At 61.2% G+C, this 21,189-nt stretch carries 22 protein-coding genes; 9 read left to right on the top strand and 13 right to left on the bottom strand.

Annotated elements, in window-relative coordinates; translation table 11 throughout:
• Positions 1-23: 23 nt before the first annotated feature.
• A complete protein-coding gene (gene phnF / locus ACR0D6_RS14245; RefSeq protein ID WP_480765955.1) occupies positions 24-734 on the bottom strand; it encodes a phosphonate metabolism transcriptional regulator PhnF in 711 nt (236 codons plus the stop codon).
• A gap of 103 nt (positions 735-837) precedes the next feature.
• On the opposite strand from phnF, the gene phnG reads away from it, so the two are divergent.
• From phnG to ACR0D6_RS14230, 3 genes are read left to right on the top strand one after another with little or no spacing between them, the layout of a single operon-like run.
• Positions 838-1,299, top strand: a complete 462-nt coding sequence (gene phnG / locus ACR0D6_RS14240; protein ID WP_480765954.1) for a phosphonate C-P lyase system protein PhnG — start codon at positions 838-840, stop codon at positions 1,297-1,299.
• Positions 1,296-1,871 (top strand): phosphonate C-P lyase system protein PhnH, encoded by a 576-nt coding sequence (gene phnH / locus ACR0D6_RS14235; RefSeq protein WP_480765953.1) that lies wholly within the window; start codon positions 1,296-1,298, stop codon positions 1,869-1,871. The genes phnG and phnH overlap by 4 nt, the downstream gene beginning before the upstream one ends.
• Before the next feature lie 3 nt (positions 1,872-1,874).
• Positions 1,875-2,966, top strand: coding sequence for a carbon-phosphorus lyase complex subunit (locus ACR0D6_RS14230; protein WP_480765952.1), 1,092 nt, complete (start codon positions 1,875-1,877; stop codon positions 2,964-2,966).
• 2 nt (positions 2,967-2,968) lie between these two features.
• Here the strand turns inward: ACR0D6_RS14230 and ACR0D6_RS14225 are convergent, their stop codons facing one another.
• Positions 2,969-3,160, bottom strand: a complete 192-nt coding sequence (locus ACR0D6_RS14225) for a hypothetical protein (protein ID WP_480765951.1) — start codon at positions 3,158-3,160, stop codon at positions 2,969-2,971.
• A 307-nt stretch (positions 3,161-3,467) separates the two neighbouring features.
• On the opposite strand from ACR0D6_RS14225, the gene ACR0D6_RS14220 reads away from it, so the two are divergent.
• Genes ACR0D6_RS14220 through phnN form a run of 4 tightly spaced genes read left to right on the top strand, consistent with a single transcriptional unit; the run spans position 3,468 to position 6,348 of the window.
• Positions 3,468-4,328: an alpha-D-ribose 1-methylphosphonate 5-phosphate C-P-lyase PhnJ gene (locus tag ACR0D6_RS14220; protein WP_480765950.1), complete on the top strand. Its 861-nt coding sequence runs from the start codon at positions 3,468-3,470 to the stop codon at positions 4,326-4,328.
• Complete coding sequence (gene phnK, locus ACR0D6_RS14215) at positions 4,325-5,095, top strand: phosphonate C-P lyase system protein PhnK (protein ID WP_480765949.1); 771 nt, start codon at positions 4,325-4,327, stop codon at positions 5,093-5,095. Before ACR0D6_RS14220 ends, phnK begins: the two co-directional genes overlap by 4 nt.
• Before the next feature lie 24 nt (positions 5,096-5,119).
• Positions 5,120-5,803, top strand: a complete 684-nt coding sequence (phnL, locus tag ACR0D6_RS14210) for a phosphonate C-P lyase system protein PhnL (RefSeq protein ID WP_480765948.1) — start codon at positions 5,120-5,122, stop codon at positions 5,801-5,803.
• The gene (gene phnN / locus ACR0D6_RS14205; RefSeq protein WP_480765947.1) at positions 5,800-6,348 is read left to right on the top strand and encodes a phosphonate metabolism protein/1,5-bisphosphokinase (PRPP-forming) PhnN; all 549 of its coding nucleotides are present in this window, start codon (positions 5,800-5,802) and stop codon (positions 6,346-6,348) included. Before phnL ends, phnN begins: the two co-directional genes overlap by 4 nt.
• Here the strand turns inward: phnN and ACR0D6_RS14200 are convergent.
• On the bottom strand, positions 6,330-7,013 hold the full coding sequence (locus tag ACR0D6_RS14200) for a DUF1045 domain-containing protein (protein WP_480765946.1): 684 nt from the start codon (positions 7,011-7,013) through the stop codon (positions 6,330-6,332). The two genes, phnN and ACR0D6_RS14200, sit on opposite strands and share 19 nt — an antisense overlap.
• A gap of 53 nt (positions 7,014-7,066) precedes the next feature.
• On the opposite strand from ACR0D6_RS14200, the gene ACR0D6_RS14195 reads away from it, so the two are divergent.
• A complete protein-coding gene (locus ACR0D6_RS14195) occupies positions 7,067-8,209 on the top strand; it encodes an alpha-D-ribose 1-methylphosphonate 5-triphosphate diphosphatase (RefSeq protein ID WP_480765945.1) in 1,143 nt (380 codons plus the stop codon).
• Here ACR0D6_RS14195 and ACR0D6_RS14190 read toward each other — a convergent pair whose 3' ends face one another.
• Genes ACR0D6_RS14190 through ACR0D6_RS14160 form a run of 7 tightly spaced genes read right to left on the bottom strand, consistent with a single transcriptional unit; the run spans position 8,210 to position 14,702 of the window.
• Positions 8,210-8,686: a class I SAM-dependent methyltransferase gene (locus ACR0D6_RS14190; RefSeq protein WP_480765944.1), complete on the bottom strand. Its 477-nt coding sequence runs from the start codon at positions 8,684-8,686 to the stop codon at positions 8,210-8,212.
• A gap of 15 nt (positions 8,687-8,701) precedes the next feature.
• A complete protein-coding gene (locus ACR0D6_RS14185; protein WP_480765943.1) occupies positions 8,702-9,451 on the bottom strand; it encodes a polysaccharide deacetylase family protein in 750 nt (249 codons plus the stop codon).
• Positions 9,448-10,590: a glycosyltransferase family protein gene (locus ACR0D6_RS14180; RefSeq protein ID WP_480765942.1), complete on the bottom strand. Its 1,143-nt coding sequence runs from the start codon at positions 10,588-10,590 to the stop codon at positions 9,448-9,450. The genes ACR0D6_RS14185 and ACR0D6_RS14180 overlap by 4 nt, the downstream gene beginning before the upstream one ends.
• Positions 10,587-11,171 (bottom strand): histidine phosphatase family protein, encoded by a 585-nt coding sequence (locus ACR0D6_RS14175; protein ID WP_480765941.1) that lies wholly within the window; start codon positions 11,169-11,171, stop codon positions 10,587-10,589. The genes ACR0D6_RS14180 and ACR0D6_RS14175 overlap by 4 nt, the downstream gene beginning before the upstream one ends.
• A complete protein-coding gene (locus ACR0D6_RS14170) occupies positions 11,168-12,244 on the bottom strand; it encodes a glycosyltransferase family 4 protein (RefSeq protein ID WP_480765940.1) in 1,077 nt (358 codons plus the stop codon). Before ACR0D6_RS14170 ends, ACR0D6_RS14175 begins: the two co-directional genes overlap by 4 nt.
• Positions 12,241-13,491, bottom strand: a complete 1,251-nt coding sequence (locus ACR0D6_RS14165) for a glycosyltransferase family 4 protein (RefSeq protein WP_480765939.1) — start codon at positions 13,489-13,491, stop codon at positions 12,241-12,243. Before ACR0D6_RS14165 ends, ACR0D6_RS14170 begins: the two co-directional genes overlap by 4 nt.
• The gene (locus ACR0D6_RS14160; protein WP_480765938.1) at positions 13,488-14,702 is read right to left on the bottom strand and encodes a glycosyltransferase family protein; all 1,215 of its coding nucleotides are present in this window, start codon (positions 14,700-14,702) and stop codon (positions 13,488-13,490) included. The genes ACR0D6_RS14165 and ACR0D6_RS14160 overlap by 4 nt, the downstream gene beginning before the upstream one ends.
• 481 nt (positions 14,703-15,183) lie before the next feature.
• Between ACR0D6_RS14160 and ACR0D6_RS14155 the strand changes: the two genes are divergently transcribed.
• On the top strand, positions 15,184-17,559 hold the full coding sequence (locus tag ACR0D6_RS14155) for a mechanosensitive ion channel family protein (protein ID WP_480765937.1): 2,376 nt from the start codon (positions 15,184-15,186) through the stop codon (positions 17,557-17,559).
• 98 nt (positions 17,560-17,657) lie between these two features.
• Here ACR0D6_RS14155 and ACR0D6_RS14150 read toward each other — a convergent pair whose 3' ends face one another.
• The 3 genes from ACR0D6_RS14150 to ACR0D6_RS14140 are packed head-to-tail and all read right to left on the bottom strand — an operon-like array spanning position 17,658 to position 21,189.
• Positions 17,658-19,013, bottom strand: coding sequence for a CoA transferase (locus ACR0D6_RS14150; RefSeq protein WP_480765936.1), 1,356 nt, complete (start codon positions 19,011-19,013; stop codon positions 17,658-17,660).
• On the bottom strand, positions 19,010-20,164 hold the full coding sequence (locus tag ACR0D6_RS14145) for an ABC transporter permease (protein ID WP_170654240.1): 1,155 nt from the start codon (positions 20,162-20,164) through the stop codon (positions 19,010-19,012). Before ACR0D6_RS14145 ends, ACR0D6_RS14150 begins: the two co-directional genes overlap by 4 nt.
• The gene (locus tag ACR0D6_RS14140) at positions 20,161-21,189 is read right to left on the bottom strand and encodes an ABC transporter permease (RefSeq protein WP_170654238.1); all 1,029 of its coding nucleotides are present in this window, start codon (positions 21,187-21,189) and stop codon (positions 20,161-20,163) included. Before ACR0D6_RS14140 ends, ACR0D6_RS14145 begins: the two co-directional genes overlap by 4 nt.

The raw sequence follows: 21,189 nt of genomic DNA, 5'->3' as shown, positions 1-21,189 counted from the left end.
CCTGACCGGGTCCGCCTGATCGCTTAATCGTCCGCGATGGTCAGCGTGACCCTTTCGCCGGCGAACACGGTCCTGCCGTATTCAACCGGGCGCCCGTCCGGATCGACGTTGACGCCGACCGAAAACAGGACCGGCGCGCCTTCGCTCAGTTGCAGGTGCAGGGCCTGCGTGGCGCTGGCCTGTCTGGCGGTCAGTCGTGTCGAAATGCGGGTGTAGTCCGCGATGCCGTTCAGCTGCAGGGCCTTGGTGACGGATTGCGTCTCTTCCAGTGTGCCCGGCAAATCCGGAAACCGCGACGCCGGGAACACGCTTTGAAAGACTGCGATGGGCTGCCCGTCGGCAAGCGACAGCCCGTCATAGACATGGACGGGATCACCGGTTTGCAATCCCAGTGCTTCTGCCTCGGCCTCGTCGGCCGCGCGGGTGTTGAGTGCCAGTATCTTCTTGCCCGGGATTTTGCCGCTGGCCGAGATGTTCCGGTGATACCGGACCCGTTTGCCAATCGGGTAATCCGTCGGGCGCGCCGCGACAAACACTCCGGCGCCGCGGCGCGCGTGAACCAGCCCTTGTTCGGCCATTTCAGACAGCGCGCGCCGGACCGTGTGGCGGTTGACCCCGTGGGTCGCGGCCAATTGTGCTTCGGTCGGCAGGCGGTCGCCTGTGTCATACCGCCCTTCGGCGATGTCCGAGGTCAGGCTGAGGGCAATGCTTTTCCAGACGGGTGTTCGGCTCATGTCATCAAAACTTCACAAGGTTGAGGATTGCGAGTCGCACCCTCAGGAGTTAATATTTGTCTAGTTGTATAGTAAATGTAGACAACCCGGCCAAGAGGCTTTGATGGCAAAACAGACAGAAATTGCGGCTGAGACGCGTAAGGAGTGGATGGGGCTGCTGGCCCGGGCTCCGGACGGTGCGGTGATGGCAGTGTGGGATCGCATTACGGATCGCCCCACCTTTGAGTGGCTACGCGCGCCCGAGGTGGGTGGCGTGATGGTCCGTGGACGGACCGGCGGCACCGGCGCCCCGTTCAATCTGGGGGAAATGACGGTGACGCGCTGTTCGCTGGTGCTGGAGGATGGCACGGTCGGGCACGGTTATGTGCAGGGCCGTTCCAAGCCGAAGGCCGAGGTCGCGGCCATTGTCGACGCGCTGATGCAGACTTCGGCGGCGGAAAAGGTGCGGGCCGAAGTGCTCGACCCCCTGAAGCGGCAGATGCAGGCGGCAAGAACCAAGCGCGCTGCCAAGGCGGCTGCGACCAAAGTCGAATTTTTCACAATGGTTCGGGGGGAAGACCAGTGAACGCCCAGACGCAATTCTCAGGCGGATTTAGAAACGCGCCCATTGATGCGGCCCATGCGTTTCGCGCTGTCATGACCGTGATGGCGCGACCGGGTGAGATCCGCGCGCTTTCCGGGGCTGAGCCACCTGCGCCGTTGTCCGTGGCGGCCGGTACGCTGTTGTTGACGCTGTGCGATCCGGACACGCCTGCGCATCTTGCAGGACGCGTGAATACGGATGCGGTTCGTCAGTGGCTGACCTTTCATACGGGTGCGCCGCTGGTTGGACCAGCCGAGGCGGATTTTGCCGTGGGGAGCTGGGCTGAGCTTGGTTCTCTGTCCGCATACCGGGTGGGAACGCCGGAATATCCGGACCGATCCGCGACACTGATTATCGAATGCGATGAACTGGGCCAGAGCGGTGCTGTTCTGCGCGGGCCGGGCATCAGGGAAGCCGCATATCTGTCTCTGCCCGATATTCCCGCGATGCAGGCCAACGCGGCGTTGTATCCGCTGGGCTGCGACTTTTTCCTGACCTGTCGGGATCAGGTGGCGGGCCTGCCGCGCAGCACTCAGATCGAGGCGGAGGGATAAGCCATGTATGTAGCCGTCAAAGGGGGCGAAAAGGCCATTGAAAACGCCCATGCGTGGCTGGCCGAAGAACGCCGGGGATCGACCGATGTAGCTGAGCTGAGCCTTGCCCAGATCCGCGAGCAGTTGAGCCTTGCGGTGAACCGGGTCATGGCCGAAGGCTCGCTGTACGATCCGGATCTGGCCGCGCTGGCGATCAAGCAGGCGCGCGGCGATCTGATCGAGGCCATTTTCCTGATCCGCGCCTATCGGACGACATTGCCGCGGTTCGGATACTCGGACCCTGTTGAAACCGGCGAAATGGCCTGTGATCGCCGTATCTCGGCCACGTTCAAGGATGCGCCGGGCGGGCAGGTTCTTGGACCGACTTTCGACTACACCCACCGTTTGCTGGATTTCAAACTGGCTGCGGATGGTGAAGTTCCGGCGGCGCCCGAAGGGATAGCGCGGCAGGAGCCAACGCCCCATATCACCGAATTCCTGAAGGTTGAGGATATCATTCAGGATGAACCCGCCAGCGAGGATGTGCCGGGCGACCTGACGCGCGAACCGATGGAGTTTCCGTCGAACCGCCCGCTGCGCCTGCAATCTCTTACGCGCGGGGACGAAGGGTTCGTGCTGGGCATGGCTTATTCGACCCAGCGGGGATACGCCCGCAACCACGCCTTTGTCGGCGAGTTGCGCATCGGCAAGGTCGCGGTCGAGATGGAAATTCCCGAGCTGGGCTTTGCCATCGAAATCGGCGAGGTCGAACTGACCGAATGCGAGACGGTGAACCAGTTCAAGGGGTCCAAAACCGAGCCGCCTCAGTTCACGCGCGGTTATGGTCTGGTCTTTGGTCAGTCCGAACGCAAATCCATCGCCATGGCGCTGGTGGATCGGGCGCTGCGGTGGAAGGAACTGGGCGAGGACAATCTGGGCGCCCCGGCGCAGGATGAGGAATTTGTTCTAAGCCACGCCGACAACATTCAGGCCACCGGGTTTCTGGAGCATATCAAGCTGCCCCATTACGTGGATTTTCAGTCCGAACTGGAGTTGGTGCGTAAGCTGCGCCGTGAGGCCGAGGAACGGATCGCGCCACGGGAGGCTGCGGAATGAGTTCAGTCCCCGTCGCCGCTGCAATCGCCACCTCCGGCATCACCGCTATCGCCGAACCAACCGCTTGCCGCGTTGCCGCCGGAGCTGTGACGTGGGCGAGGTTGCCGCTTTTGCGTCGGCAGTCGCCATATGTAAGCCGCGAAGGCCATGCCCCCCACGATGAGGGCAATTTCGGTGAAAGAAATGTCCGGCAAAATCAGTCCTCCGCTCCGCTTCTCAAAAGGATTTTGTCGTGAACGGATACAACTTTTCATATCTGGGTAAGCAAGCCAAGCGGGTGCCCCATCAATCTGCACTTAAAAAGTTGGCGGATTTTCGTCGGCGGTTGGATGTTGGTGCGCACCGATCGCGCTCCACTCACCGGATGCATCGCGGCGCATGGCGCGCCGTCGCCGTCTGGCGTGACGCTTATGCCAAAGCAAATAGATCACCATGATCAATAAAAATGAACCAACAACCCAAACGTCCACAAAAACACCAAAAAACAAAGTGATACATCAAATGAACGAGTATAACTTCGCATATTTGGACGAACAAACCAAGAGAATGATCCGCCGCGCCATTCTGAAAGGTTTGGCTGTGCCCGGCTATCAGGTGCCCTTTGCAAGCCGCGAGATGCCGATGCCCTATGGCTGGGGCACCGGCGGCGTACAGGTTTCGGCCGCCACGCTGACGCCCGATGATACGTTCAAGGTGATCGATCAGGGCGCCGATGACACGACCAACGCAGTCTCGATCCGCAAGTTCTTTGAGAACACGGCAGGCGTCGAGACCACCGAGGAAACCGAACAGGCCACGGTCATTCAAACCCGCCACCGCATCCCCGAGGCGAAGCTGCGCGAGGATCAGATCATCGTCTATCAGGTGCCGATCCCCGAGCCGTTGCGCTTTTTGGAGCCGCGCGAGACCGAAACGCGCAAAATGCACAGTCTTGAGGAATACGGGCTGATGCATGTGAAACTCTATGAAGATATCAGCCAGCATGGCGCGATTTCGACCGCTTATGCCTATCCTGTGAAGGTCTCGGGCCGCTATGTGATGGACCCGTCGCCGATCCCGAAGTTCGACAACCCCAAGCTGGAAATGGACGCGATTCAGCTGTTCGGCGCAGGACGCGAGCAGCGGATTTACGCGGTACCGCCGCATACCAAGGTGGTGAGCCTTGATTTCGAGGATTACCCGTTCGAGGCCACCAAGGCCGACCATCCCTGCGATCTGTGTGGGGCCGAAGACAGCTATCTGGACGAGGTGATCATGGATGATGCGGGCAACCGGATGTTTGTCTGCTCGGACACTGATTATTGCCGGTCGCGCCGCGAGGCGGGCCATGTGGGCCGACTGGCCGAGGAGAATGCGGCATGACCCCTCTGTTGCAGGTTAAAAGCATCGAGAAACGCTATGGCGCGCGGATCGGATGCACGGATGTGAGTTTCGATCTCTACCCCGGTGAGGTGATGGGGATCGTGGGCGAAAGCGGGTCGGGCAAGTCGACCCTGCTGAATTGTCTGGCGGGGCATCTGGAGCCCGATGCGGGTCAGGTTGTCTTTGACACCCGTGTCGACGGTCCGGTGGATACGGTGACGATGTCCGAACCTCAGCGCAGGATGCTGGGCCGGACGGACTGGGCCTTTGTGCATCAGCATGCCCGCGACGGGTTGCGCATGTCGGTCAGTGCGGGCGGCAATATCGGTGAGCGTCTGATGGCCGTGGGTGATCGTCACTATGGCGATATACGCGACAAGGCCATCGACTGGCTGGGCCGGGTCGAGATTGACGAAGCACGTGTCGATGACCGCCCCACCGCGTTTTCGGGCGGGATGCAGCAGCGGTTGCAGATCGCGCGCAATCTGGTGACGGGTCCGCGGCTTGTGTTCATGGATGAACCGACCGGCGGGCTGGATGTCTCGGTTCAGGCGCGTCTGCTGGATCTGCTGCGCGGGCTGGTGCGCGAGATGGGGCTGAGCGCCATCATCGTCACCCACGATCTGGCCGTGGTGCGCCTGCTGGCGGACCGGCTGATGGTGATGAAGGACGGCCACGTGGTCGAGGCCGGATTGACCGATCAGGTGCTGGACGATCCGCAACACGCCTATACGCAGTTGCTTGTGTCCAGCGTTCTGCAGGTTTGAGTATTTGGAAAAAGATGAAGTGCGATGATTGAGCTGATCGATGTGAGCAAAAGCTTTACCCTGCACAACCAGGGCGGCGCAGTAATTCCGGTGATGGAGGGTGCTTCGGTGAAGGTCGCACCCGGTGAGTGTGTGGCCCTGACCGGAGCCTCGGGCGCGGGCAAGTCGACGCTGATGCGGGTGATCTACGGCAACTATCTGGCGGCCTCGGGGCAGGTTATGGTCGGTGGTCTGGATGTGGCACGGGCCGAACCGCGCGAGATTCTGGCGCTGCGCCGCGAGACGCTGGGCTATGTCAGCCAGTTTCTACGCGTCGTACCGCGCGTGCCGACGCTTGAGGTGGTGGCCGAGCCATTGCTGGCCATCGGATGCGACCGGCAGGTGGCGCTGGACAAGGCGGCAGAATTGCTTGCGCGGCTGAATATCCCCGAGCGGCTGTGGTCGCTGAGCCCGACAACCTTCTCGGGCGGAGAGCAGCAGAGGGTGAACATCGCGCGCGGTTTTGCGCATGACTATCCGGCGATGTTGCTGGACGAACCGACGGCCAGTCTGGATGCGCGGAACCGGGAAACGGTGTTGTCGCTGATCGAAGAGGCCAAGGCGCGCGGTGCGGCGATTGTCGGTATCTTTCACGATGTCGAGGCGCGGGAACGGGTGTGCGATCGCGAAGTTGATGTTTCGGAGTTCACGCCGGGGATGGCGGCATGAGCCTTGCGCCCGTCATAGCCGTTGTTGGCCCCTCGGGGGTCGGCAAGGACAGCGTGATGGAGGCGCTTGAGGCGCGTGCGGATGGCATTCAGCGGGTGCGGCGGGTTATTACGCGGCCCGCGGGGGAAGAAGGCGAAGACTTTGACCGGGTTTCGGTCGATCTGTTCCAGCAGATGGCACGGGACGGTGCATTTGCACTGTACTGGCCTGCGCACGGTTTGTTTTATGGTGTTCCGAAAGAGATTGAGGATCAGCGGCGAAACGCCAGAGCTGTTTTGGTCAACTTATCCCGGGCCGTGCTGTTGCAGGCGCAAGAGGTATTTGGCGATCTGATCGTGATCTCACTGACTGCGGACGCTGAGGTTCTGGCGCGCCGATTGTCGGCACGTGGGCGGGAAAGCGCGGCAGAGCAGGGCCGGCGTCTGGGCCGGGCCAAGGCACCACTGCCCGAAGGTTTGAGCCGGGTTATCGAGATTGATAACTCCGGCCCTCTGGCGGCGACAGTGGATGAAATCATGGCGCGTCTTCAGCCGGAGAGGGCATAGCGATGGATCAGGTGAAACCGACCATCTTCAGCCTCGCCCATCAGGGCCAGATCATCTATCCGGAACGGGGCGGGCAGCAGGGGGCCGAGATGGGTGCCCAGCGCCGATTGCACGCTTGCCAGTGTTGGTTTGTCCAGTTTGCCGCTGAGCGTGATGTGAAAGCGAAAGGCGTCCAGCACAAAGGGATAGCCCCAGTCTGTCAGGTTGGCATCCTGTTCCGGCGTCAGGCCACTTGCGCGTCGACGGGCCAGTTCAGCTTCGGGTGCGGGCGCGCGGAACCTGTCAAGATCACGGACACAGGCGGCGGCCAGCGTATTCAGGGCCTGGGTATCACCCAGCGGGCGCAAGGCGAGAAACCGGCCAAGCCGCGCGATGTCCAAACCATCCAGCAGGACCGGCGCATGAGACTTCGCGAGGTGCGCGCAGGCGTCCTGCAACGCTGCCAGCGATTGCCCCTCGGACAGGCGGAACGGCGGTTTCATGGTCGCGTGCAGGCCGTACTTACGCGGCACTTCGGTGACTGCGGCAACGTCGATGCCGTTCACAACGGGATGCGCGACCTCGGCCCCGGTTTCCATATCCCAGCCCAGCCAGTTGGTTGCGAATTTCGTCCATTCCGCGTCAGCGGGTGGCGCAAAATAGATCGCGTATCGCGTGAATGTCACATTGGCCTCCTACCTGTGTGGCCGATCCATAGCTCAAACTGTGTGAAGTTCAGATGACAGAAGAATTGATCCTTGCCAATGCCACGCTTGTGCTGCCCGATGAAACCGTCACCGGCAGTGTTCGGATCGTGGGTGAGACCATTGAAGCGGTCGATACCGGCGCGGCTGTTCCCCCCGGCGCAATTGATTGTGAGGGCGATTATGTCAGCCCCGGCCTGATCGAGTTGCATACCGATAATCTGGAACGCCATATCCAGCCACGCCCAAAGGTGGACTGGCCCCATGCGGCAGCCATCATCGCCCATGATGCCGAACTGGCCAGCACTGGCATCACCACCGTGTTTGACGCGATGCGCGTGGGATCGATCCCGTCCGGCGCAGCGCGGTATCTAAAATACGCGCGCGGGCTGTCGCAGGAATTATGGCAGCTGCGCGAGCAGGACGCGCTGAAGATCAGCCACTTTCTGCACCTGCGGGCCGAGGTTTGCTCGGAAACGCTGTTGGAAGAACTGGACGAGTTCGGGGCCGAGGACCGTGTGGGTCTCGTGTCCCTGATGGATCATACTCCGGGGCAGCGGCAGTTTCGCGATATGTCCAAGCTGGAAGCTTATCTGAAAGGAAAGCTTGCGATGGACGATGACACGTTCCTGCAGCATGTGGCCCAGTTGAAAGAGCTGCGGGACCGCCACGGTGACACGCACGAGATCGAAACGGTAAAGGCGGCGCGGCGTTTCGGGGCCGTACTGGCCAGCCATGACGACACCACCGCCGAGCAGGTGCGCGTGTCGGCGGATCATGGCATTCGCCTGGCCGAGTTTCCGACTACCGTCGAGGCCGCCCGTGCCTGTCACGATCACGGTATCAAGGTGATCATGGGTGCGCCAAACCTGATCCGCGGTGGGTCACATTCCGGCAACGTTGCCGCGCATGAACTGGCCGAGCTGGGCCATCTTGATATCCTGTCCTCGGATTATGTTCCTTCGGCGCTGCTTTTGTCAGCGGCCAGACTGGGGGAGGTGTGGGGCGACATGGCGCGTGGGATGAAAACCGTGACCCAGACCCCCGCCCACGCTGCGGGGCTCGAGGATCGCGGGGAAATTCAGGCCGGGACACGTGCCGATCTGATCCGGTTCAGAATGCGCGCGGGGGTGCCCGCGCTCAACGCTGTATGGTCGCGGGGTCGGCGCGTCGCGTGATCAGGTGCGATAGAACAGATACCGGTCCGGGGCGATGGTTTCGGGGCCGGATACCTGTTCGAATCCGACCAGAGGCTGACCCGAAATCAGCAACCCGCCGGGCAGCATGACCCGGGCGATCAGCGGGCTGAGGCGTGCGGCCTCGGCCACGTCTTCTTCTTTGATGCCGCGCCCGAAATCGTAATGCGCCAGAATTACACGGGGGCCACCAGCCGCCAGTTTTTCCAGCATCGGCTCGGCCTCGCCCATCAGGAAATCCTGTTCCGGTGGAGTGCTGGAGGGGTGGCATTGCAGAACCCGGTCCATGACCCAGATTCTCCGCTGGACCAGAATCTCGCGCAGATGGTCGTATGTGCGGCCGTTGCCAAGACCCATATCAAGGACGTCGCCATCCTTGCCGGTTATTTGCATCGCCGCCCAGTTCAGCCCGTCCCGTTGGGCGGTCAGGCGGCGCAGCATTGAATCCAGTCGGCTCATCGACAACTCCTGATTTCAGTCTTTGGGTGCCGTCCACAGGCTGACCGGGCCGGTCAGGAACCTGTGCAGCAATTCCCGGGTAAAGGTCCAGATGTCGTCATCATGGACAAGGTGGTGGGTCAGCAGGCCAAAGGGTTCTGCATTATCCGCTTGCCCCTCGCGGCGATCTCGCAGCAGGGCTGTTGCTTGCATGATCAGTTTGTCCGGCGATACCAGACCGCGCGTACCGCGCCAGTCGATCGGATCGAGATGCGTATTGACCTGTTCTAGCCCCGGCGTGGCAAAGCGCGATTTGCGCGGGGTTGCCGTGGACAGGATGCGAAACCCAAGTCCGGGCAGTTCCTGCGCGATCTCAGGCGCGATCCGGTTCCATGGAGGAACGAACATCGGTCTGAGCTGTCCGCCGAACAACTCTTGCAGGCGGGTCATCCCGGTCTGTGCGTCGGCAATCATCTCCTGTATTGGTCGATGCAGGCGAAACTCGGATTTCTTTTCCGTAGCGGGCGCGTGATTGGCGTGGGCCCATCCGTGAACCACCGGTATCAGCCGTGTCTGGGGCAGATACGCAGCAAGGCTGTCATCCGCGCCCTTCGGGATAATGGCGAGGTGCACCGGGACGCCGGATTGTGCAGATAGGTCAGCCAGTTGCTCAAGCAGGGGCGTGACCGTCACCGCATCATCGTCGCGCCACCAAAAGGGCAGGCGCAGGTCCTGCTTTTCCCACAGGGCGAATTCCTGCTGAAGAGGTGTCCAGTCCGGGTTCATCTTTGTGCCTCAAGCAGCTGTTTCGCGATGTCAACCGAACGATCTGCGCCGTCGAAGGACAGACCAGAGGCGTCCCTTGCGCTGTCTGACACGACTTGTCCGACGGCCTGAACCAGATTTGCACCGGTCAGCCGGGCGCTGGTGACGACATCGATGCCGGGCATGTGGCTCAGGCTGCGTGCGCGCAGTCCCTGTTCGACCTCTTGACCGTCATCGAACGGGATGAAAACAGCCGGGGCGCCGCTTTGCAGGATATCCAGAACCGTATTGTAGCCGCACATGCTGATGGACGCGGCCGCGTGATACAGCATTTGCCGAAAATCCGGGCGGACGGGTTCGATGATTACCGGTGCGCCCTTGGCCATCGCCTGGAACCTTGTGATGCGCGCCTTTGCATCCTGCCCGCCCACCAGCAGGCGCCAACGGCTGCTGGTCATCTTACGGGCGGCCTCGATGGCCGCGTGGAAGATCGGATCGCCAACCGAACCGCCACCAGCGCTGACCAGAATCTCGCCTTCGCCCAGCTTGTCCGGATGGTGTCCCGCAGGGTCGGGCGCAACGTACCCGGTATAGTGGAGTTTTTCGGCCAGACGGTCCGATACCGGCCAGCTTGCATCCAGCGTCGTAGTTCCGGGATCGGAATGCACCAGAACACCATCATAGTAGCGTTCCAGTATTTCGTCGGCGCGCGTTACTTTTGCGGGCTTGGAAGGTGGCGCGAGGATATCGCGGATCGAACTCAGAACAACCGGGCGGCGCGGAAGGGAATGGGCCGTCTCGAGAAGGCTTTCGAACTCCTCAGCCAGCACCCGGCGACCAAACGGGAAAAGCTCGGTGATCAGGACATCAGGTGCAAAATCACGAACCGCAGCCCCAAGCGCAACCGCGCGGGCCTGCAGGTATCCGGCATCCGCAACTTCTCCGCCCTCGGTCAGAAGGCGGGTGAAGTTGGTTCCGTCCGATCGTAGCGGTGGCAGTCCAAGGAGTTCGATCCCGTTACTGTTCAGCTGTGGCGCGGGCATGCCGCCCGAAACGACGAACACAGTGTGCCCGTCGCGGCGAAACGCATGGCCCAAAGTCAGGGCACGGCTCAGGTGGCCGGTGCCCAAAAGATGGGTGACCGCGATCATCACCTTCATGCCGCGCCCTCTGCCGGGATCAGCCGGATTGGTTCGGGTTCCGGGTTCATTGTCGTCAGGTCGATCACAAACAGGCGGTTGCGTTTTATTTTGAACGGGGCGGGGCCGCTGAAATCCCATCCGCATGCCTTGGCCAGAATGATGCGCATGATCCCGATGTGGCAGACGGCAACGGTGTCGCCGTGCAGATCATCGAGCCAGGGTTGAAGGCGCTGCCAGATCTCGGCAGGGCTTTCGCCGCCGGGGGGGCGATAGGACCAGCCCCAGTCTTCAATATGACGATAGCCGCTATCGGGGTCTTCGATCAGGTCAGCGCCGCGCAGCCCTTCCCAGTCGCCCCAGTCCATTTCGATCAGAGCGTCGGAGATCAACGGCTCGTGCCCGGTGACCAGTTTCGCCGTCTCCCGGGCCCGGGCAAGGGGGCTGGACCACAGGTTCGCCTTGTCCCAGGGCGTTGGCAGGCGCAGGCCGGCAAGACCGGTGCTGGCTTCGTCGTCCAGCGGAATATCGGTGCGGCCCTGAATGCGGCCCGCGCGGTTCCATTCGGTATGTCCGTGGCGCAGAAGTGCGAGGCGTTTCAAGTTTCTGCCTCCAGCAATGGGTTGACGGTGGACCAGAAAATCCCCGAGGAGGCAGGCATCAGGTGTCGTTCCCTTACATAGTCGCGGGCCTTTTGCCCAATGTCATGGCGCATCGGAACATTGTTCCAAAGCTGCGTCAATTGGTGGGCCAATGCTTGCGGGCCATCCGTGGCGTCAGGATAGTTGCCGGGCAGAAGAACGTCGCGCACGCCGGGGCGGTCCTGCGCCACAACGGGTACACCGGCGGCCTGCGCCTCAAGATAGACCATTCCGTAGGCTTCGTTCACGCCGGGCCAGACGAACAGCGCCGCCTGTTGGTAGGCCGTCTGCAGGGCATCGCGGTCAAGCTGGCCGAGGAACCGGACCTTGTTTCCAAAGGGGGCCATCAATGCCTCGACCTGCGGGCGGGCAGGGCCATCGCCTGCAATATCCAACGCCCAATCGCCGTCCAGATGGCTGAGGGCCTGAGACAGGATGCGATACGATTGCAGCTTGTCGCCGTCCCGCATCATGCCGACCGTCAGCATCGGTCCGGCCTGTGTCGATGCGGGTGGCAATTCCGTCAGCGGCAGGAAGGGGGGAAGATTGACCAAAGCCTGCTGGCCATAGCGTTCCCGTTCCAGTGTGATGAGATCATTGGCGGTGTGATAGAAAATCACGCGGGCCGCATCGCAGGCATCATGGGCGGCCCGTGCAAAGCCAGACCACGGGCCCGAAAGGCGGCTTGTGGCGCGGGTGCTTTCAAGCTGGACATAAGGAATACCGCGCGCCGCGCTTACCGCAGGTCCGATCAGGTCGGGCGATTTGTAGTAATTGTGGTAGGTCACCCAAAGGGCAGTGTCGCCGGGCAGGGATGCTGTCAGGCGATCAACTTCCTTAGTGGCAGCCTGCCGCAGTTCTGCCTGAATCTGGCTGTCGCCGGTTTTGTCGAAGATGCGCAGTTCCGAAACCAGATCGACCTGTGCGCCCTGCGCCCCGATGGCGCGCATCAGGTTGCGGGCCATTTCCCTGTCGCCCGACGGAACCGGGCTGTTGGGGGACTTCATCGGGGCATAGAAGGCGACACGGGTCATGGGCGGGTATGGGAACACAGCGCGTTCAGCCGATCGGACAGGCGCGCGATTCCGGGGGCCATGCCAAATTCCGATACCAGCCGTTCGCGGGCGGCCTTTGCCATGCGCTCGGCACCCGCCGGGTTTTCAGCGACACTTCTGATGGCTTGCGCCAGCGCATCCGGGTCATCATCGGACAGGATGCCGTGGGTTCCGTTTTCGATGAACTCGGGGATGGCCGAGACCGGCGTCGACAGGATCGGCAGGTTCTGCGAGGCGGCCTCCATCAACACGTTGGGCAAGCCGTCACGGTCGCCGTCGGTTGCGACACGGCTGGGCAGGACAAACAAATCGGCCTGTTGCATGGCCGCGATGACCTCGGGCTGGTCGCAGGCGCCCATCCAGGTGATACGGTCGGCCACACCTGCGGCTTGAGCCTGTGCCTGCAGCATGTCCCGCATCCCGCCACCACCGATATGAACCCACTGCCAGTCAAGGGAGGGCGGCAGCAGGGCAAAGGCCGAGATCAACCGGTCGAAGCCCTTCTTTTCAACCAACCGCCCAACGGACAGCATGCGAAAACCCGCATCAGCTTGGCGGAGCGCGCGGACGGGCGGTGTTGGAAAGCGGGTCAGGTCCAGACCGTGATACACCAGATCAACACGCGCCGGGTCGTCGGCCAGCGCGCGCAGATGCTCGGCGCCAAAGGCCGTGCAGGTTGCGCCAAAGGCGGCGCCATATGTATCGGCGCGCAGTTTTTCGCGCTTTTCCCACTCGGGCGAGGTCCAGATGTCCTTGGCGTGGGCCGAAAAGCTCCACGGTAGCCCGCGCATGATCGCGGCATAGCGGGCTACGGATGAGGGGGTATGCATGAAATGCGCGTAAAGCGCGCAGGATTCCGGCGGCAGTTCGGCAGCCAGAACGCAGGCCTGTCCGAAACGGCGGATGCGGTTATGTGTCGGGTCACGCCTGAGATCGTTGCGCCAGACCTCGTAGGCCGTGTGATAGCCGGGCAGGGTTCGCGCGATTTCGCGGGCGCGCCAGACGCGCCGGGGTTCTTCGTACAGATATTCCGGCAGATAGCGGACTTCGCCGGTGAACCGGTCGTGCAAGGGGTGACGTTTGGTGTCGGTGGGGTGCCGCAGGGACCAGATATCGAAACGATGCCCGGCCTCCTGAAGGGCGACCAGTTCCTGAGCGATAAACGTCTCGGACAGGCGCGGCCAACCTTTGACCAGCACCGCCAGCTTGGGCGCGGTTGCCTTCATGCGGTGGCCTGTCTCATTTCCTGACTCAATAGCGCATCAACCCGGTGGGTGACGTAATCCAGCCCGTCCAGCAGACCGCCCTTGATGGCCTGCGACGGCAGGGATTGTTGCGGCAGAGAGCGTATGGCCTGAATCATGGCGTCGGTTGTCAGCCCGTCGCGCTTTTCGTCCAGCATCCGCACCAGTCCCAGATCCTCGGCGCGGGACGCCCGGATCCACTGTTCCAGACGCGGGGTTGTGCGTGGCACGATCAGCGCGCGTTTGTCAAAGGACAGAACTTCGCAGAACGTGTTGTAGCCACCCATGCAGACAACACCCGATGCGCCTGCAAAAAGTGTTTCGATCTGGGATTCGAAGCCAACTGCGGTAACCCGTTCGTTCAGGGCGGCAACGCGGGTTTCGAAATCCTCGCGCAGTTCACCCGACAGGAACGGCCCATAAACCAGAACCGCGCGCGGCCCCAGATCGGGGTCTTTTTCATAAGCGGACAGGACCAGATTGACCATCGCCTTGCCATCGCCGCCGCCGCCGGGCGTGATCAGGATATAGGGCTGTTCCGGCGGCTCTCCGATGGGGCCGAGATCACGGCGCAGATAACCGGTCCAGTGGATGCGGGACTGCGCATCGGCGCTGAGTGGCAGGCCAGAGGTCGGATCGTAGACCGAGCGCAGCCCATAGACCCAGATTTCGTGATAAAACCGCTCGGTCGCCGAAACGGCATCCTTGCGGTCCCATTCAGCTGCCAGCACGGCAGGTTCATCCAGCACATCGCGCAGACCCAGCACCAGCTTTGTGCGACCCGTGCGTTCAAGATGTTCCAGCGTCGGTATCAGTTCGCCGCGAAAACCGGTTGGTTCCTTGTCGACGATCAGAACGTCGGGATCGTATTGGGTGACAGCGGTCTGGATCAGGCCCGAACGCAGCTCGGTCACTTCGTCGATGCCCATGCCGATCGTCTGTGCGGCATAGGACCCGTCCGCGCGCTTGGTTACCCCCGGCAGCCTGACGTGGTCGACCCGGCGCGGAAAGGTGAAGCGGCCAGCCACCGGAGACCCCGTCAGGATCAGTGCCGATGCTGTCGGATCAGCCCCGGTTATGGCCGCTGCAAGCGCGCGGGACCGGCGCAGATGCCCCAGTCCGAACGTGTCGTGGCTGTAGAACAGGATACGCGGCTCGCGCCCGGACTTGTACGTGTTGTTGTTCTGACTCATGCTTCCGCCCGCAAGCTCGGTTTCTGTGCAGAATTCGCGCGTGAGCACCTGTTATCGTATAATTTTCTGCAGTGCTTGCCAAAGCGAAAGCCGTGAGGTCCCGCGAAGGTGAAGCATTGCGATTTCGCAACAGGGTGAAACGGTGAGATCCGATGGGATGCCCGGCGCCAGGTCCATGAACCGCGGATCGCAAAAACGGATATTGTCACATTGCTGCGGCCAATCATTGCGAGCCCTTGTACTGTCCCATGCGTGTGGTTGTTCCAACTTTGTGATAGCACAAAATTGAAAGGAAACCGGATTTCGCGATTTTCTGCCCCGGTCATATTCAAATTCCGCCGGGTTGAAAACACCAATATCCCCTGCATGACCCGAGGAACACGGTGCGACACGATCTTGCGATAGCCTGCGGGAGGTGTTTGAACAGGACAAGGGCCTCCTGTAACCTGCCCTGCATCATGTGAACTGGACGCAAAACCTTATGAAGCATACGTTTCTTGTCGGACTGGCCCTGACCTTTTGGGCTGTACTGGTGGCACTCTCTCCGGGTGCATCGGCGCAGACATCGCTTATTCCGGGATATCCGCTCGGCGGGTCGAGCGAGGCCGAGACAAAACCCGACGGGGAACTGGCCGCCGCGATCCGTGCCGCCACCGAGGCGGGCGCCAGTGTCATCGTGATCGACAACGCGGGCACTGTGGTTACCGGGGCGACCGGCGCCGGGTCCGGAGCCGGTGGCGAAGCCGCAGATCCCATGGCTGAAGGGTCGCAGCTGATGAAGGCGCAGGAGCGGTTTTCGAAATTCCGCGCATCGCTCGAATCCCGGCTTGAGGCGCTGCCATATTCCGTGTTCGAGGTGCAGTACATTCTGCGCCAGACCAGCCCCGACGGCCGTATTCAGACCTATGCCGAAGTTTTGTTCTGGAACATCCTGCTACTGTTGCTGGGGCGATGGCTATCGGTCGAGATTTACGGCAAGCGGATCGCCAAGCGCTTTGTCGTTGCCCGGATCAAGGAAAATCCGATTGGCTACCGCGAAAAGATGCCATTCCTCGTATTCCGGTTCCTGATGGGAATTGGCGGAACCGTCTTTGCGATGCTGATGGCGCTGATCGTCGGGTATCTGATCTTCGGCGAGGCGGAAGATATCTCGGTCCAGTTCACCATAACGGCGATTTTCACAGCCTATTTCCTGTCGCGCACGGTGTCCGATCTGTGGCGTATGGTCCTGTCGCCGTTCCTCAGTCAGTACCGCCTGCCGCCGTTTTCCGATCGCAATGCCAAGCGCCTTTTCCTCTGGGCATCGGCGATTGCGACATTTGATATTTCGGTTGTGCTGTTTTCGACATGGGTGGCGGACTTTGGCCTGAACTATAACGTATATGCCATGGTTTACGGCAGCCTGACGCTGGTCGGTGCGTTTGCCAACATTCTTATGATCCTGTTCAACGCCCGGGCCATTTCCAATGCGATCCGGGGTGGGCGGGCGCCCGAGCAAGTGTCATGGATTTTGCGCTTCGTGTCGTTCGGGTGGGCGCCGGCATTGGGGGTCTATATCATCTTCAGCTGGTTCCGGCTGGCGTTGGATCTGGTCCTTGAAAATCCGGCACCGGTGCCGTTGGTGGCCAGTTCCTATGCAATATTCATGTCGGTCGTAATCGCCTATGGCGCGATGAACTACATGCTGGAGCGGTATTTCGATCGCTCGCGCAGGATCGAGGAAATGAACGCCGAGGCCGTCGAACCCGGTGAGCTAGGCGAGGCCGAGGAAACACCCGAGGCCGAACAGAGAAAGCACGCGATTCTGACCTATGAGGACCTCGCAAGGCGGGTTGCGGGCATTCTGGCGTTTGTGGTGGGTATCTATGCGCTGGTCGTGATCTGGCATCCCGAAGCAGGCTGGAGCGACGACCTGCCGATTGAACGGGCGCTCGACGTCATGGTGATTATTTTCATCGGCTACATCCTGTTCAATTTCTTCCGTATCTGGATCGACAGCAAGATCGCCGAGGAAACCGACGACGGTGGCGCCGAGGCAGAGCTTGGCGATGAAGGAGGCGAGGGCGGGCAAAGCCGTCTGGCAACGCTGCTGCCACTGTTCCGGGGCGCCATTCTGGCGGTCGTGGTGGTGACCATCGTTCTGATTGTCCTGATGGAGCTTGGCATCAACGTAAGCCCGCTGTTTGCCGGTGCCGGTGTCGTCGGTCTGGCGGTTGGTTTCGGATCGCAGACGCTGGTGAGGGACATCTTTTCGGGTGCATTCTTCCTGATGGATGACGCGTTCCGGAAGGGCGAATATATCGATATCGGCGACGTGAAAGGGACGGTTGAGAAGATCTCGGTCCGTTCGATGCAGTTGCGCCACCATCTGGGCGCGCTCAACACCATTCCGTTCGGAGAGATCAAGGTTCTGACCAACTACTCACGCGACTGGGTGATCATGAAGTTGCCGCTTAGGGTCACTTATGACACGGATGTCGAGAAAGTCCGCAAGCTGATCAAGAAGCTGGGGCAGGAGCTTCTGACGGACCCTGTGATCGGCGACAACTTCATTCAGCCGCTGAAGTCGCAAGGTGTCATCGAAATGCAGGACTCGGCCATGATCATCCGGGTGAAATTTATGACCAAGCCGGGCGATCAGTGGCTGGTTCGCAAGAAGGTCTATCAGGAAATCCGCGAGTTGTTTGCACGCGAAGGTGTCCGGTTCGCGCACCGTGAAGTCACGGTTCGGTTGGCCGATGAAAAGAACCCCGCTGACCTGACGCCAAAAGAGCGTGAGGCCGTGACCGGCGCCGTGCAGGCTGCCATCGACGAGGATTATCTGGACGATATCGGCCCCGGGGGAGATGACCGGTAAATGTGGGCAGGAATACTCCCGCCCCTTTGATCCGCGTCTCTGAAGAGACACAGAACAAAGCGTTGGGCCGGGCCGCGCGTACCGCGCGGCGGTTGCGATTAGTTTGGCGTCTCGGACCAGGCGGGCTTGGCCGTGCCGAGCTTTGTGGCAGGCAGGGGCCAAGTCATTCGGGTTTGTCCCACCTGCAAGGCGGGTGCAAGGCGATGCCCCGGACCCCAGCCGGAATCTTCAGTTGCAGAGGAATAGTCCTCTGCCGCTGTCGAGCAAATCTCATCCCCTTCTTCGGATTTGCTCAACCCCGCCAAAAGCTCGGCGGTGCGGGCAAGGGACAGATGGGCCAGTGCGATCGTTTCGCCGCTGGCAGCGTTGGCCAGTGCGGACAGAACCGCCGCGGCCATCAGATATCCTGTGGCATGGTCCAGGGCCTGAACCGGCAGCGGTGTTGGTTTGTCGGCATTGGTCCAGACGCGGCCTGCATCCGCAATCCCCGCGCTCATCTGTACAAGGCTGTCAAAACCCCGGCGCGAGGACCAGGGGCCGCGCCAGCCATAGGCGTTCAGGGTAACCTCGACGCGGTTCGGTGCCAGCGTATCGCGCGTCGCTCGGTCCAGTCCCAGAGCGTCCAGAGCGCCGGGCCGGTAGCCATGGATGAAAACGTCTGCCTCGGACAGAAGCTGTTTCAGGCGGTCGAGGTTGTCCGATTTTTTGAGATCGAGAAACGCGCAGCGTTTACCCAGTGAGATGTCGGGAATCACGCCCGGCTCATCCCAGCCGGGCGGATCAATGCGCAGCACATCGGCCCCGAAAGCAGCAAGTGTGCGGGTCGAAACCGGGCCGGCGAGAACGCGGGTCAGATCAAGGACACGCAGACCGGCCAATGGGCGTTGTGCCGAAGCCTGAGGGCGGGGGCGGAGTTTGCAGTTGCGCGGATGCCGCCAGTCGATCAGGGGCGAACTGGCAACCGCCCGACCCTGCGGATGGGACAGCCACTCATCGCGGCTGCGCATGGCTGCTGCAACGCCACCCTGCGCCACGATAACGGTTTCAAGATCGTTGATGGAACGGGTCGATACCTCGTTGGCAACGGCATCGCGATCGTGCGGTACCCCCAGTACGCGCAGCGCCGCAGCGCGGTGTTGCGGCAGGTTGGTGTGCAACCTGATCCAGCCATCCGAAGCGCGGTAATCACCGGCAATTGCGTCCCATGCGCCGGGCATCTCCCAACCGTCCGGTTTGAACGACCAGCCATACCAGAGAGAGGCCAGCCGGTGATCGACACTGACCTCGGGCCTTTCGGGGACAAGGTTCAGCGCCACCATAAGCCGGGCCAGTTCCTGCCCGACGGTGGCAAAGGACGCCGATGCAAGTTCACTGACCGCAAATGCGCTGGGCCGATAACCGCCCCCCTTCAACCGATAGGTATCCGGGGCAGGAAGAGAGGACAGCAAGGTCATTGCTGATAGGGGTCCAGACTGTCGCGCAGACCGTCACCGAGGAAGTTGAAGGCCAGAACGATGATGATGATCGGCAACATCGGGATTGCCGTCCACGGATAAATCTCGATTGAGGCAAGGTTCTGAGCATCGTTCAGCATGACCCCCCAACTGACCGCAGGCGCACGCAGGCCGAGGCCAAGAAAGCTAAGCGCGGTTTCGCCCAAAATCATCGCCGGTATTGAAAGCGTGGCCGAGGCGATCAGGTGGGACATGAAGTTCGGCAGCAGGTGTTTTCGGATCACCCGACCCGAGCTTGCGCCCATCATCTCGGCGGCGCGCACATATTCCTCTTCGCGCAGGGAAAGGAACTTCGCCCGAACGGATCGGGCCAGACCCGGCCAGTCGAGAATCCCGAGGATGATCGAGATGATGAAGAACACCGCGACGGGGCTCCAGTTGGACGGCACGGCGGCGGATAGGGCCAACCACAGCGGCAGTTCCGGCAGAGAGCGCAGGATTTCGATCACCCGGTTGATAACCCAGTCGATCTTGCCACCGAAATACCCGGCCATCGAACCAAAAAGGATGCCCAGAAAGAAGGACACTGAAATGCCGATCAGACCCACTGTCAGCGACAGCTGAGCGCCATAGAGGATACGGCTGAAGACGTCCCGGCCAAGCCGGTCAGAGCCCCACAGAAACAGCGTGGCCCCTTCGGGCGCGCAGAACAGGTGCCTGTCGGTTTTGATGAGCCCGGCCAGTTTGTAGGTAGAGGCCTGGCAGAAAAAGCGGATCGGCTTCGGGTTTTCCGTGTCGGGGACGAATTTCCACTGGAAGGTTTCCAGATCGGCTTCGGCCACGATCGGATAGATATATGGACCGACGAACTCTCCTTCGTGGAACCAGTTTACCGATTGGGGCGGCGCATAGAGGTGTTCGCCATTTCTGTCGTTCGGTCCGTAGGGTGCGATGAACCCGGCGAAAGGCAGCATCAGATAGCACAGCAGAAGGAAGATGCCAGAAACCAGCCCCAGCTTGTGCGTTCTGAACTTGCGCCACACCAGCACCCAGTTCGGTGCATCCAGATCCTTACGCTCAAGCTGTTGCAGCGAAGCCTGCGGATCGAATTCGGCGTCGTCGACATAGCGACCGTCGGGGAGTTTCGTCATGCCTCGCGCCCCTCATAGCGGATGCGCGGGTCAAGCATGACCAGCAGAATATCCGAGATCATTGTGCCCACCAGCGTCAGTAGGGCCACGAACATCAAAACAAAGCCCGAAAGGAACTGGTCCTGTGTTTTCAACGCGGTCAGCAGGGTCGGGCCGATGGTCTGCAGGCCAAGCACGACCGAGACCAGAACCGAGCCCGAAACCATCGACGGGAGCAGGTTGCCGATATCCGCGACAAACGGGTTGAAGGCCACGCGCAGCGGGTATTTTGTCAGCATTCGCGACGGCGCCATCCCCTTGGCGATGGCAGTTTCCACGTAGGGTTTGCCAAGTTCATCCAGCATATTGGCGCGCAGGCGCTGCATCATGGCCGACGCGCCGGATGTGCCGATGACGAAGGTCGGTACGATCAGGTGGATCAGGATCGACTTGAGCTTTTCCCAGCTCATCGGCTGCCCCTCGAATGACGGGTCCATCAAGCCCCCGATGGGCAGGTTGAAATAGCGGTGGCCATAGTAGAACAGGATCAGCGCCAACAGAAAGTTCGGCGTTGCAAGACCAAGGTAGCCAACGAAGGCGGATGTGTAATCGACCCAGGTTCGGGACCGCGCTGCGGCCAGAACGCCCAGCGGCAGGGCAACGGCATAGACAAACAGAACGGCGGCCAGATTGACGACAACGGTCAGCCACAGGCTGTCACCGACGATTTCGGACACGGGCCGGTCGAACTCGAAGGACCATCCGTAGTTGCCCTGAATGAGCCCCGAAAACCCGTGTGGACCGGGCATGAAACCCATCCAGATCATGTATTGTTCCCACAAGGGGCGGTCGAGTGCATATTCCTTGCGCAGAAACTCGGCCTTGGCCACGCCCGCGGACTGTCCCGAGGCCTGCAACTCGGCGATCTGATTGCTCAGATAATCGCCGGGGGGCAGATTGATGATCACGAAGATCAGTGCCGATACCACCAGCAGCGTAAGCAGCATGGTGAAAAAGCGGTAGACTGCGTAGCGCAGCATTATCAT

The sequence above is a fragment of the Ruegeria sp. BJ6 genome, from assembly GCF_056537885.1.
Note: the sequence above shows the minus strand (reverse complement) of the source record. Positions and strands in the feature narration are given on the sequence as shown.

Coding starts and splice junctions, on each gene's coding strand:
- phnF (WP_480765955.1), bottom strand. CDS start 734: ATGAGCCGAACACCCGTCTGGAAAAGCATTGCCCTCAGCCTGACCTCG.
- phnG (WP_480765954.1), top strand. CDS start 838: ATGGCAAAACAGACAGAAATTGCGGCTGAGACGCGTAAGGAGTGGATG.
- ACR0D6_RS14230 (WP_480765952.1), top strand. CDS start 1,875: ATGTATGTAGCCGTCAAAGGGGGCGAAAAGGCCATTGAAAACGCCCAT.
- ACR0D6_RS14220 (WP_480765950.1), top strand. CDS start 3,468: ATGAACGAGTATAACTTCGCATATTTGGACGAACAAACCAAGAGAATG.
- phnK (WP_480765949.1), top strand. CDS start 4,325: ATGACCCCTCTGTTGCAGGTTAAAAGCATCGAGAAACGCTATGGCGCG.
- phnL (WP_480765948.1), top strand. CDS start 5,120: ATGATTGAGCTGATCGATGTGAGCAAAAGCTTTACCCTGCACAACCAG.
- phnN (WP_480765947.1), top strand. CDS start 5,800: ATGAGCCTTGCGCCCGTCATAGCCGTTGTTGGCCCCTCGGGGGTCGGC.
- ACR0D6_RS14195 (WP_480765945.1), top strand. CDS start 7,067: ATGACAGAAGAATTGATCCTTGCCAATGCCACGCTTGTGCTGCCCGAT.
- ACR0D6_RS14190 (WP_480765944.1), bottom strand. CDS start 8,686: ATGAGCCGACTGGATTCAATGCTGCGCCGCCTGACCGCCCAACGGGAC.
- ACR0D6_RS14185 (WP_480765943.1), bottom strand. CDS start 9,451: ATGAACCCGGACTGGACACCTCTTCAGCAGGAATTCGCCCTGTGGGAA.
- ACR0D6_RS14180 (WP_480765942.1), bottom strand. CDS start 10,590: ATGAAGGTGATGATCGCGGTCACCCATCTTTTGGGCACCGGCCACCTG.
- ACR0D6_RS14170 (WP_480765940.1), bottom strand. CDS start 12,244: ATGACCCGTGTCGCCTTCTATGCCCCGATGAAGTCCCCCAACAGCCCG.
- ACR0D6_RS14165 (WP_480765939.1), bottom strand. CDS start 13,491: ATGAAGGCAACCGCGCCCAAGCTGGCGGTGCTGGTCAAAGGTTGGCCG.
- ACR0D6_RS14160 (WP_480765938.1), bottom strand. CDS start 14,702: ATGAGTCAGAACAACAACACGTACAAGTCCGGGCGCGAGCCGCGTATC.
- ACR0D6_RS14155 (WP_480765937.1), top strand. CDS start 15,184: ATGAAGCATACGTTTCTTGTCGGACTGGCCCTGACCTTTTGGGCTGTA.
- ACR0D6_RS14150 (WP_480765936.1), bottom strand. CDS start 19,013: ATGACCTTGCTGTCCTCTCTTCCTGCCCCGGATACCTATCGGTTGAAG.
- ACR0D6_RS14145 (WP_170654240.1), bottom strand. CDS start 20,164: ATGACGAAACTCCCCGACGGTCGCTATGTCGACGACGCCGAATTCGAT.
- ACR0D6_RS14140 (WP_170654238.1), bottom strand. CDS start 21,189: ATGATAATGCTGCGCTACGCAGTCTACCGCTTTTTCACCATGCTGCTT.